This window comes from Pantoea sp. EKM103V, assembly GCF_011800365.1.
In the GTDB taxonomy this organism is placed as follows: domain Bacteria; phylum Pseudomonadota; class Gammaproteobacteria; order Enterobacterales; family Enterobacteriaceae; genus Pantoea; species Pantoea anthophila.
On the sequence record NZ_JAALFQ010000001.1, the window covers coordinates 747,576 to 760,056 of the forward strand.

11 protein-coding genes are annotated in these 12,481 nt (G+C 59.7%); all 11 read left to right on the forward strand.

The window, feature by feature from the left end; all coding sequences use genetic code 11:
- The first annotated feature begins 183 nt into the window (after positions 1–183).
- Positions 184–465: a T6SS amidase immunity protein Tai4 family protein gene (locus HFD97_RS03725; RefSeq protein WP_255461634.1), complete on the forward strand. Its 282-nt coding sequence runs from the start codon at positions 184–186 to the stop codon at positions 463–465.
- Positions 466–491: 26 nt separating this feature from the next.
- Positions 492–866, forward strand: a complete 375-nt coding sequence (locus HFD97_RS03730) for a hypothetical protein (RefSeq protein ID WP_167430988.1) — start codon at positions 492–494, stop codon at positions 864–866.
- Positions 867–1,083: 217 nt separating this feature from the next.
- Entirely contained in the window at positions 1,084–1,680 is a 597-nt protein-coding gene (locus tag HFD97_RS03735) for a hypothetical protein (RefSeq protein ID WP_167430987.1), read from the forward strand.
- 166 nt (positions 1,681–1,846) lie between these two features.
- Complete coding sequence (tagH, locus tag HFD97_RS03740; protein WP_167430986.1) at positions 1,847–3,718, forward strand: type VI secretion system-associated FHA domain protein TagH; 1,872 nt, start codon at positions 1,847–1,849, stop codon at positions 3,716–3,718.
- Entirely contained in the window at positions 3,715–4,506 is a 792-nt protein-coding gene (locus tag HFD97_RS03745; RefSeq protein ID WP_046101647.1) for a PP2C family serine/threonine-protein phosphatase, read from the forward strand. The genes tagH and HFD97_RS03745 overlap by 4 nt, the downstream gene beginning before the upstream one ends.
- Positions 4,507–4,516: 10 nt before the next feature.
- Entirely contained in the window at positions 4,517–5,476 is a 960-nt protein-coding gene (locus tag HFD97_RS03750; protein WP_167430985.1) for a hypothetical protein, read from the forward strand.
- Positions 5,477–5,492: 16 nt separating this feature from the next.
- Positions 5,493–6,320, forward strand: coding sequence for a type VI secretion system accessory protein TagJ (locus HFD97_RS03755; RefSeq protein ID WP_167430984.1), 828 nt, complete (start codon positions 5,493–5,495; stop codon positions 6,318–6,320).
- A complete protein-coding gene (tssE, locus tag HFD97_RS03760; protein WP_009090738.1) occupies positions 6,310–6,885 on the forward strand; it encodes a type VI secretion system baseplate subunit TssE in 576 nt (191 codons plus the stop codon). Before HFD97_RS03755 ends, tssE begins: the two co-directional genes overlap by 11 nt.
- Positions 6,886–6,887: 2 nt before the next feature.
- Positions 6,888–8,759, forward strand: a complete 1,872-nt coding sequence (tssF, locus tag HFD97_RS03765; RefSeq protein WP_150029636.1) for a type VI secretion system baseplate subunit TssF — start codon at positions 6,888–6,890, stop codon at positions 8,757–8,759.
- Positions 8,756–9,802: a type VI secretion system baseplate subunit TssG gene (tssG, locus tag HFD97_RS03770; protein ID WP_009090735.1), complete on the forward strand. Its 1,047-nt coding sequence runs from the start codon at positions 8,756–8,758 to the stop codon at positions 9,800–9,802. Before tssF ends, tssG begins: the two co-directional genes overlap by 4 nt.
- 54 nt (positions 9,803–9,856) lie before the next feature.
- On the forward strand, positions 9,857–12,466 hold the full coding sequence (tssH, locus tag HFD97_RS03775; RefSeq protein ID WP_167430983.1) for a type VI secretion system ATPase TssH: 2,610 nt from the start codon (positions 9,857–9,859) through the stop codon (positions 12,464–12,466).
- Positions 12,467–12,481: the final 15 nt, after the last annotated feature.

Genomic DNA, 12,481 nt, shown 5'->3' on the forward strand with positions numbered 1-12,481 from the left:
TATTAATTGTCAAATTAAATTTATAAAAACTTATCTGCTTAGTTTCTTCTATTTTGTAAACGTAATTGTAATATGGCTTTTGTTTAGAACCCAGTCATAAAGTAGCGTCAGGGTTTTTATTAATTTCTCATAATTTAGACATCGATATCGCCACCTGCAACAGACGCCTATACGCAACCGCAGATTTTCAGCAACTGGCTATTGAATCGATGTGCAGGGAAAGTTTCTTCTGATAAGGCGTTTACTGATGATGCCTTTAAAAGTGCCTCAGTCTGGCTGGAAGCAAGCCATCTCCCTGTTGACGCCTTCAGTGAAGGCGACAGGTTAATTGATGATTATCTTAAGATGGACCTGACCGGTTCGATCGCTGGAAACTTCGGTATGTTGAAATGCACACTGCTCTCGCAATGTCAGGACGCAGAAACGGTTTACAGAAAGTACTCAGCTTCACATGAGCCAGACTAAAAGAGAATGAGGAGGAGCTGAATAACATGAAGATTAAGAAGGTGTTTCTGGGGTTTTTTGTTCTGATCTCTTTGCCTCTTATGGCGTTTGCTGAGACAACGTTCAGTTTTGAAGGTAAGCATTTCAACGCGCAGATAACGTATGGTTGTGAAGAAGGAAATCTGACCTGCGATAAGGTCTTGCTCAAATCGGTAAGCCTTAAAGACGGCTCCTTTATCGTGCTTAAGGGGAAAACGATTAACACGCACTGTCCTGACGTTTGCGACTTTAAGGGCTATGAGTTCAGCAACAGAACGTTTAACTACGCATTCTACCCCAGCACCAAAGGTGAGGACCTCTGGGACTACATAGTCACGAAGAGGGATAAGGTTATCGCTCACGATGTTGGGACCATGAAATAACGTCGGGAAAGGAAGGCTTAAACGTAGTTCTGACCAGGATTTACGTAGTAGAGTTATCTCTTCCATCTGATGTTCAGCGTTACTTATTACACTAGTCGGGTTCGCTTTCGCTGAAAACGATCCTGAGCCTGACCTGTTATTATCTGACACAGTGGTGACGGAAATGAAAGGCGTCTTAAAGTTTTTACTGTTGTGCTTATCGCTAAGCCAGAGTGTCATGGCAAACGATAATGTTAAGTCCGGTACGTTACAGGCTTACTGGTTACCGGAGTGGCATGGCAATATTAATTCTCCATCGCTTCAGCTACGCTTTGTTGCAGATGATAAAAGCAGCGCGCATAAAATTATTAACATCAATAGGTCTGACGTGTCGCCTGAATTTATTGGCAGGTATTTCACTCAGATCCCCGATGACTTCTTTAAATATAAAGAAGGTCATGCTGAACAATATGGCATGGTGAAGATTAATAACCTCACGGTTACTACCGAGTGTGATGAACACGTATATCAGGCTGATCTGGTTTCTTTTACAGCACAACCGATAAAAAAAGCCTGGGCTGAGCAGGGCTGTGATAGTTATCCCTGGTTAATAACCCTGCGGTTAAAACAGGGGATTCAGGAAAGTAAACTCCTGAGTCGGCCGGAACAGGGGAGTCAGTCTGTCGCTAAGGTCTCTTCACAAACATCTTTAATTAAAATTAAGAGTATCAACCAGGCATGGTTTTATGTGGCGACATATGACGAAAGTCAGCCAGATCTGATGGGGCCGTTATCAGGCTATATTCCCGCGAATCGTCTTGAACCGGTTAACTGACACCCTGCAACGTTCACTTTTAATCAATCTGAACCGGCTTCGCACCACAAGGCGTCGCATTGATATTCACCCATCGCCCGTAACATCTCATTGCTCCCTATACCCCGCACCTTTCCCTGAGAGGTGCGCACTATAGATGCCGAACCGCTAACCGCAGGAATCCGTTATGCGCTTTACGATAATAACGACTAAACCGGGCCAACAGCCGCCGCAGACCCATTGTGACTTCTTTCCGCCCGGCGGCACCATTGGTCGCGGCGTGGACAACAATCTGGTCCTGCCAGATGACGACCGTACACTCTCCCGACTGCAGGCGATTGTGCATATCACCGCCAGCGGTGAGTGCCGCCTGACCAACCGTGGCAATGTGACGCGGGTGCTGCTCAACGATATTCCGCTTGAGCGTGGCCGTCAGGTCGAGCTGCAGGATGGGGACATTCTGGGCATTGATGATTATCAGCTGCGGGTCAGTGACCTCAACAGTGCGCAGCCGCCGCAGACGGAGAGGACGGCTCCGCGCCCTGAGCCGGTGCGCCCTGCGTCGATAGTGCCTGAGCCGCCGGTGGAAAAAACCGCGACGGCGGCCATTCCCAGCGAAATCTGGGACAGCCTGGCGAAAGAGTTTTCGATCTCGGATGATCTCTCTAAGCGCAAAGCCGCGCTGGAACTGCCGGAGGCGCATCCGCTGACCGCGCCTGCCGCGCCGGAGCGTAACCCGGAAGATCCGCTTTCCCAGCTGGCTAATGACGCGCCGCTCAATTTTGGTCAGCAGCCTAAAAACAGCAGCCTGTTTGATGAAGGCGATGCGCTGTTCGCCCGGGAAAGCATTTTTGACGACAGAACGCCAAGCACGCTCTCTGCTCAGCCGAAGACGGCGGCACCTCAGGCTGAAAAGCCCGCCGCTGAACTGGACCCGCTGAGCCTGTTTGAGGGTGAAAGCAGCATGGATGCGCGCAACCATGACGACCCGCTGGGACTGATGATGGGCAACGCGGTGCCGCTGGCTCAGCCGGAGCCGCAGACCGCGAAACCGGCCACCCTGCATGTGCCCCCGGAAGCCCCGGCCAGCGTGAAACCGGCAACCGGACGCCCGCCGGAAGCGGTGCCTGCCACACCGGATGCGCAGGATTTTTCGATGCTGTTCAGTGACGCACCACCATCTCAGCAGGCAGCAGAGAGCCAGCCTCACCCTGAAGCGCCGGGCCAGACGCCCCTGATCGAAGATGAAGACGCCGCTCAGCCCGACGCGGTCACGCCGCAAAATGAGTATGGCGGGATTACGCTGCCCACGCCGCAGGCCGTACAGCGCGCTCCTTCACCGACGCCAAAAGGGCGGCTGCGTATCGATCCGGTCGCCTCGGGATATCAGCCTGCCGCCACGGAACAGCCGTCGACCGCCGGCCAGAACAGCGGCGACGCCCTGAAGGGGGAACTGCTGGATGCGCTGCTGGAAGGGATGGGTCTGCGTGACCTGCAGCCGACGCCCCAGTTTGACCGGGAACAGATGCTGCAGTTTGGTCAGATGCTCAGCATGTTCTCGCAGGGAACGGTCGCGCTGCTCTCATCGCGTTCGATCCTCAAGCGCGGCGTCAAAGCTGACATGACGGTGATCCTCGACGACGCTAATAACCCGTTCAAGCTGCTGCCGTCAGGCAAGACCGTCCTGATGCAGATGTTCGGCAGCCGGATGCCGGGCTTTATGCCACCGCGTCAGGCCGTGCGCGATGCGCTGATCGACCTGCAGGCCCACCAGCTGGGGATGATCGCCGGGATCCGCGCCATCATCGCCTCCATGCTGCAATCCTTTAATCCGGAACAGCTGGAGGAGGAGGCGCGCCAGGCGGGTTCGGTGTCACGCATCGGCCTGCCGGGCAGCCGCAAAGCCGCCCTGTGGGAACATTTTGTTGAGCGTTACGGCGAGACGGCGGGCGAAATCGAGGACGATTTTCACACCCTGTTTGGCGAAGCGTTCCTGCACGCCTATGACCTGGAAGTCAATCAGTACAAAGACTCACAAACCCACACGGATGACGCATGAATATCACTATTGCCTCGACGTCGAATCAGGGCGATCGCGCCAGTAACCAGGACCAGATCGGTGATGTGATCGGCAAGCGCTCCGCCTGCTTTGTCGTGTGTGATGGCGTGGCGGGATTCCCCGGCGGCGAGATTGCCGCGTCGATCGCCCGCAGCAGCCTGCTGGAGGCCTTTGATGGCAATGCGCATCTTGATGCGCAGTCGATTCGCCGCTATGTCAATCACGCCAACCACGCCATTCGTCAGCAGCAGAAAGTCAGCAGTGAACACAGCCGGATGGGTACCACGATGGTCAGCCTGTTTATCGACCGGGACTACCATCTGGCCTGCTGGGCCCACGCCGGGGACAGCCGCCTCTATCTGTTCCGGCGCGGTTATCTCTATCTGGTCACCACCGATCACAGTCTGGTGCAGCAGATGAAGGATGCCGGACACCGTACCGAAGGGATCAACAGCAATCTGCTCTATTTTGCGCTGGGGATGGGTGATGAGCAGCGCGACGCCAGCTACAGCGACGTGGTGGAGATTGAAGATGGCGATGCCTTTCTGCTCTGCACCGACGGTTTCTGGCACGGCGTGTCGCTGGAGCAGATGCAGCAGTCGCTGCACATGGTGAATACGCCGGAAGAGTGGCTGACGCTGATGCAGCAGATCATTAAAAACGACCAGCCGGATGCCGGACAGCAGGATAACTTCAGTGCGCTGGCCGTCTGGATTGGGTCACCTCAGGACACCACTTTACTGCACTCGCTCTCTGAAGCGGCGCAGTTCTTCCCTCTGCGAGATTGAGAACGCCAACATGAAATATGGATTACTGGGTCTGGCAGCGCTGCTGCTCAGCACGCACGCTTATGCTGAAAACTATCGCATCGTCCAGTCCCCGGCACAGAAACTGGATGTCTGGATCGATAATGTAAAAAACAATCAGCTGTCGAGCTGGTGTAACAGCACGATCTCTCTGCGGATCGTCACGCTGGGTGAAAAAGACCCGGCGGTGCTGAAAACCTTCCTGCCGCGCGTTGCCGGATTGATGGCGTCCCAGTGCAAACCGCTGCAACAGCTGCACTGGCAGCTCACCGACGCGCAGGGCAGTGAAATCGCGACCGGCAGCGCCGCCAGAGCGCAGCAGTGGAAAACCGTGGTTACGCCGCCTGCGACACCGGCCGCCGCCGTGCCTGCCGATCCGCTGGTCAACGCCGCGCAGGCCGACACCTCACCGTGGCTGCAGTTCAGTCTGCTCGATGGCTGCCATTTCCGCACCTGGTGGCAACACCCGGCTCAGGGTAGCGCGCTGTTTGTTCCGGCAAAGCAGGGGCTGGTCTGCGGGTCGGATGGCTGGCTCAGTGGACACAGCAGCCTGACGCAGCAGGGTAACGGCGCGACGGCGCAGGTGGGTGTGACCTTCCTGCAGGGCTTCCCGATCATGGGGCTGAGCAACCAGTCGTCGACCACCGAACTGCACATCACCACGGTTAACAGCGAGCGCATGGTGCTGAGCAACGAAAAATCACCGGACAGCTGGCTGATACTGCCGTTCAGCAACCGGTTTAACGGCTGGCAGGCCAGCCCGCAGGTCGTCGTGCAGATGCCGGTCAGCGAAGCCGCGGATGAGAGCGCGGTCGCGGCACGTCTGCAGGAGGTGCGCAAAGTCTGGTCGCCGTGGATTAGCGGCAATGCGGCGCTGAGCGTGAAGCTGGTGGAAAAGCTGCATCCTGAACTGAAAGATCCGGCCGCTGCGGTCTATCGCACCCTCAACTGACGCAAAAGGAGTTTGCATGGAAACCTTACAGCATCGTCTGGCCAATGCCTCGCTGAGCGAAGCGCTGGCTGATGTTACCCGCCAGATCCAGGCCTCTCCGGCCAGCGCTGACCTGCGGGCCGCGTTTGTGCAGCTGCTCTGCCTGGCAGGCAACTGGTCGCGTGCGCAGACCCAGCTGCAATCCTGGCTGGCGTTAAGCCCGCAGGCGCAGCCGACGGTGAATCTTTTGCAGCAGGCGATTGCCGGTGAGCTGCAGCGCGACGCCGTGCTGCGTGGCGAGGCGCAGCCGGTGCTGCCCGGCAGTGCCTGGCACTGGTGCGACACGCTGCTGGCCGCACTGCAGGCGGAGGCAGAGGGCGATGCCGCACGCGGCTCTGCACTGCGTGCCGAAGCACTCGAACTCGCTGCCGCGAATCCCGGCAGCGCCACTCAGCAGGATCAGCCTTCGGCCTTCAGCTGGCTGATGGATGGCGACAGCCGCTTCGGGCCGGTGTGTGAAGTCATCAATCAGGGCCGTTACTACTGGATCCCGTTCGCGGCGATCCGTGAAATGCAGTTTCAGGCGCCCGCCAGCGTCACCGATCTGGTGTGGCGTCATACGCGCGTGCAGCTGATTGATGGCAGTGAGCAGGTGTGCCAGATCCCGGCGCGCTATCCGCTGCTGGCGGGGGCGGAAGAACGTTTTCTGCGTGCCAGTGCCACCGAATGGCAGCCGCTGGGCGACGATCCGGATCAGTTCATCGGTCAGGGACAAAAAATGTGGCTCACCGACAGCGCAGAGTTTTCACTGCTGAGTCTGCAGCAGGTCCTGTTTGATAACGTTGAGAGTGCTGATGAGTCATGATTCAGGCGGGCAGAATGACGGCTATGCCCAGCTGCATGGCGGCTTTCGTGCGCGCAAAAAGCGCGATGCGTTAACGTCCCGCGACAAACTGCAATCCTCGCTGCTGGATCGTCTCACGGACAACGCGCCGGAGAAGCAGCAGGAGGCGGAGAACAGCATGCTGATTACGCACAGCACGCTGCGCCGCCACGTTCTGCGCGATCTGCAGTGGCTGTTTAATACCATCAATAACGAAGCGCAGCAGGATCTCAGCGGCTTTGATCAGGTGCAGCGCTCGGTCTGGAATTTCGGCGTGGCACCCCTGGCCGGACAGAATGTCTCCGATATCGAGTGGCAGGATATCCAGCGCAAAATGACCAACGCCATTCTCCACTTCGAACCGCGCATTCTGCCGCAGGGCCTGCAGGTGCGCTGCGTGAGCGATCTCAGTTCACTCAGCCTGCACAACGTGCTGTCGATTGAAATCAAAGGGCGGCTCTGGTGTGTGCCTTATCCGCTGGCGTTTCTGTTCCGCACCCAGGTTGATCTGGAGAGCGGCCATTTCGAACTTCAGGATGCAGGGTAATCATGGACAGCAATCTGCTCGACTACTACAACCGCGAACTGGCCTATCTGCGTGAGATGGGGGCGGAGTTTGCGGCGCGCTATCCCAAAGTGGCGGGACGTCTGGGCATGCGCGGCATCGATGTGGCGGACCCCTACGTCGAACGGCTGATGGAGGGATTCGCCTTTCTGACCTCCCGCGTGCAGCTGAAGATGGATGCGGAGTTTCCGCGCTTCTCGCAGCGTCTGCTGGAGATGATTGCGCCTTCCTATCTGTCGCCGACGCCGTCGATGGCGATCGCCCAGCTGACCCCGGACAGCCGGAAAGGGGACATCACCCAGGGATTCCATGTGCCGCGTGGCACCATGATGGAAAGCCAGAACCTGAAAAAAACCGGCGTCACCTGCAGCTATAGCACCGCCCAGGATGTGATGCTGCATCCGCTGCGCATCAGCGAAGTCACGCTTGGCGGGGTGCCCGGCGATCTGCCCACGGGGGAGCTGAAACTCAGCGGCCTGGGGGCAGCCAGTGCACTGCGCATCCGCATCAGCTGTGAGGGGATCTCCTCGCTGAGTCAGCTGAACGTGGATGACCTGATGCTGTTTCTCAGCGGCCCGGATATTCAGGCCCTGAAACTGCTTGAGCTGCTGATGGCGCACCGGGTGGGTATCGTGCTGCAGTCCGTTGAGAAACACCCTCAGCGTCAGGTGCTTTCAGATGATGCCCTGCAGCAGGAAGGGTTTGCGCCGGAGCAGGCGCTGCTGCCGGACGATCTGCGCAACTTCGACGGCTATCGTCTGTTGCAGGAATATTTCGCGTTCCCGGCGCGCTTCCAGTTTATCAGCCTGAACCAGCTCGCGCCGTTTCTGCGCCGCTGCGACAGCGCCCAGGCATTCGACATCATCATTCTGCTCGACAAGGCGGACAGCGCGCTGGAGAGCGTGGTCGATCACAGCCACCTGGCGCTGCACTGCACCCCGGTCATCAACCTGTTCCCGAAAACGGCAGAGCGCCTGAAGGTCAGCGACAGTCAGCATGAATATCACCTGGTGGTGGATAACATCCGGCCGCTGGATTATGAAGTGCATTCGGTGCAGCGCCTGTTCGCCACTATTGAGGGTAAGCGTGAAGAGCAGGTTTTCCGCCCCTTCTGGAGCACCTTCAGTGGCGATCAGGGCGACTATGGCGCCTACTTCTCGCTGCGCCGCGAGCAGCGCACCCTGTCTGAACAGGCGCAGCGCTATGGCACCCGCACCGGCTACATCGGTTCAGAACTCTTTCTCTCGCTGGTGGATGAGCATCACGCGCCATGGCGCGATGAGATGCGCTATCTCTCCGCCGAAGTGATGTGTACCAGCCGCGATCTGCCGCTGATGCTGCAGCAGGATCAGGGCAACTTCGTCATGCCGGACTCCATTCCGGTGGCGGAGCTGAAACTGTGCAAAGGCCCGACGCCGCCGCGTCCGGCCCTGGCCGAGGGGCTTTCCGCATGGCGGCTGATCAGCCATCTGCAGATGAACTACCTCAGCCTGATGGACAGCAGCGACGGAGAGGGCGCGGCGGCGCTGCGTCAGCTGTTGAGCCTTTACGCCAACCTGGCGGAAGCACCGGTTGCCCGCCAGATTGACGGCATCCGCCACTGCACGCTCAGCGCCGTTAACCGCCGCGTACCGGAGCCAGGCCCGGTGGTGTTTGCGCGCGGTGTCAGTATCACGCTGGAGGTGGATGAGCAGGCGTTTTCGGGTGCCAGCCCGTGGCTGCTCGGCAGCGTACTGGAGCGGGTCTGCAGCCGCCTTGTGGCGCTGAACAGCTTCACCGAGTTCACCCTCAACAGCCAGCAGCGCGGCGAAGTCGGCTACTGGCCGCCGCGCATGGGCCGGAAGGCGCTGATATGAGTGGCGAAAAAGTCATTACGCTGCCAAGACTGACCCGCCTGCCGGACGATTTCTGGCAGAAGGTGATGGCCGCGCCGTGGCGCTACGATCTGTTCCAGCTGCTGCGGCGGCTGGATGCGCAGGGCGGACAGCGTTATCCGCTGGGCCGTGCGCCGCTGCCGAAGTTTGAAGCGGTGCGCATCGGGCAGACGCCGTCACTGGCGTTTGCTCCCTCTACCGTCGCCAGCGCCGCGCCGCGGGAGGAGACGGGACGCCACGATCTCTCGATTTACAGCTTTGGTCTGTTTGGACCCAATGGTCCGCTGCCAACCCATCTGACCGAATATGTACACGAACGGATTGTGCATCATCAGGATCACAGCCTGTCGGCATTTGCTGACCTGTTTCATCATCGCGCCACGCTGCTGTTCTATCGCGCCTGGGCGGATGCGCAGCCGACGGTCTCCCTGGATCGGCCCGACGATAGTCGCTTTCTGAACTATCTTGCCTGCCTCGCCGGCATCGGGTTGCCGGCCCAGCAGCAGGCCAGCTCACTCAGCCTGCATGCGCGGCTGATGCTGGTGGGGCATCTCAGCCGTCACGGTCACGACGCCGAGGGGCTGGTGCGCATTCTGCAGCACTATTTCGGCGTGCCGGTCAGGCTGACGCAGAACCTGCCGCACTGGCTTACGCTGGACAGCCGCGATCAGGCCCGGCTGGGTGCGGGACGCCATATGCCCCGGCTGGGTGCCTCCGCTTTTCTCGGCGTGGCGGTACGCGACGTACAGCACCGTTTCCGCCTCCACCTGGGGCCGCTCAGCGCCGCGCAGTATGCCCATTTCCTGCCCGATGCCCCCGGTGCGCGCGAAGTGCGCGACTGGGTACGTCACTACCTCGGCATCGAAATGCAGTGGGATCTCAGTCTGATCCTCGCCGCAGACGAGGTCGGGGGCGTGGCACTGGGTGGCGGTGCCCGGCTTGGTTACACCAGCTGGCTGGGGCAGATGCCGCAGCCGCAGGATCGCGAAGATTTTATATTTGAGGTTGAGGCTGCCTCGCGCTAGCCCAGCCGCTTTCCCTGTTACACAGCCTGCGTCTTTCATTGAAGAGAGTCCCCTATGTCAGAAATCAGCCGTGCCGTCCTGTTCGGCAAACTGGATACGCTGTTATTTACCTCGCTGGAAAGCGCCACCGCCTTTTGCAAACTGCGCGGCAATCCCTATGTTGAACTGGTGCACTGGCTGCATCAGCTGATGCAGCAGCAGGATGGCGACTTACAGCAGGTCATCACACATTTTTCACTGGATGAAAAGGCCCTGACTCAGGACATTGTCGCTGCGCTGGATCGCCTGCCGCGCGGCGCCAGTGCGGTCTCCGACCTCTCTGAGCATATCGACAGCGCCGTTGAGCGGGCGTGGGTTTACGCCTCACTGAAATATGGCGCAACCCGCATTCGCGGCGGTCATCTGCTCATCGGCATCCTCAAAACCTTTAACCTCGCCAGCGTGCTGAAAGGCATTTCCGGTCAGTTTGCCCGGATTAACGCCGATGCCCTGCTGGCGGAGTTCGACACGCTGCTCGGCAACAGCAAAGAAGCGCAGCAGGCGCTGAGCGCACCGCAGGATGTCGCAGGCGCACCGCCAGCGGCCAGCGGCAGCACGCTGGCGCAGTATGGCCAGGACCTGACGGCGCGCGCCCGTGCGGGAAGCATCGATCCGGTGACCGGGCGTGACGACGAGATCCGCCAGATGGTCGATATCCTGATGCGTCGCCGCCAGAACAACCCGCTGCTGACCGGCGAAGCGGGCGTCGGCAAAACGGCGGTGGTCGAGGGGCTTGCCCTGCGTATCGCGGCGGGCGATGTGCCTGCGCCGCTGCGCGACGTGCAGCTCTGGCTGCTGGATATCGGTCTGCTGCAGGCCGGTGCCGGGATGAAAGGGGAGTTTGAGGCGCGACTGCAGGCGCTGATCAATGAGGTGCAGTCCAGCCCGACGCCGATTGTGCTGTTTGTGGATGAGATCCACACCCTGGTCGGCGCGGGGGGGCAGCAGGGCACCGGCGACGCCGCCAACCTGCTGAAACCGGCGCTGGCGCGTGGCCAGCTGCGCACCATCGGCGCGACCACCTGGGCGGAATATAAAAAGTATATCGAGAAAGATCCGGCGCTGACCCGACGCTTCCAGACCGTGCAGGTGCAGGAGCCGGATGAGGCCAGAGCGATTCTGATGCTGCGCAGCACCGTCAGCGCACTGGAGAAGCATCACCGGGTGCTGCTGCTGGATGATGCGGTCAGCGCAGCGGTGAAACTCTCGCATCGCTACATCCCGGCGCGTCAGTTACCTGATAAAGCCGTGGCGCTGCTGGATACGGCCTGTGCCCGCGTGGCGGTCAGTCAGGGCGCGCAGCCCGCAGCACTGGAGGATTGTCTGCACCGTCTGGCCGCGCTGGAGATTGAAGCGGAGATCGTGGAACGTGAAATCCGTGTCGGCCTCGGTGACGTGACCCGCCAGCAGGCGATTGCCGGAGAGCGTGCGGCGCTGGAAGCGGAACATGATGCGCTGCAACAGCGCTGGCTGCAGGAGCGCGAACTGGTCGAGACGCTGGTTGCGCTGCGCGCCCGCTGTGCCACCGAAGAGGATGCGGCGCTGCGTGAACAGCGCGATGCCACACAGCAGCAGCTGACTGCGCTGCAGGGTGACACGCCGCTGCTCTTCGCTGCCGTCGATTCGGGCGTGGTCGCCGCTGTGGTCTCTGACTGGACCGGCATTCCGCTGGGCCGGATGGTGAAGAATGAGATCGACGCCGTACTCAATCTGGCGGACACCCTGAACCAGCGCGTTATCGGCCAGCGTCACGGTCTGGATCTGATCGCGAAGCGGGTTCGCACCACGCGCGCCCGCCTCGACAACCCCAACAAACCGGCAGGCGTCTTTATGCTGTGCGGGCCGTCGGGCGTGGGTAAAACCGAGACCGCGCTGGCGCTGGCCGAGTCGCTGTATGGTGGCGAGCAGAACATCATCACCATCAATATGAGCGAGTTTCAGGAGGCGCACACCGTTTCGACGCTGAAAGGGGCCCCGCCGGGCTATGTGGGTTACGGCGAAGGTGGCGTGCTGACCGAAGCGGTGCGCCGTCGCCCTTACAGCGTGGTGCTACTGGATGAGATTGAGAAAGCTCATCCCGATGTGCATGAGCTCTTCTTCCAGGTGTTCGACAAGGGCTGGATGGAGGATGGCGAAGGGCGTCACATCGACTTCCGCAATACCATCATCATTCTGACCTCGAATGTCGGCACGCAGCTTATCAGCGCGATGTGTGCCGATCCGGAACTGATGCCCGATCCCGACGCCCTCAGCGCCGCCCTGCGTAAACCGCTGCTGGAGGTGTTCCCGCCTGCGCTGCTGGGGCGTCTGCTGGTGGTGCCGTACTACCCGCTCAGCGATGACATGCTGGCGGAGATTGTGCGGCTGCAGCTGGCGCGCATTGTGCGTCGTCTCGCCGACAATCACGGCATCGAGGCGGAGATCGACGAGTCGGTGGTGAATCAGATCGTGCAGCGCTGCACCGAAGTGGAGTCGGGCGGACGCATGGTCGACGCCATCCTCACCAACACGCTGTTACCGCAGATGAGCCAGATACTGCTCAGCGCCCACGCCCGCGATGAACGCTATCGCCGCGTTGCCGTGCGCTGTGAGCAGGGCGAATTTGTCTGCCAGTTCGCTGTTTAAAGCCTAGTCATCAGA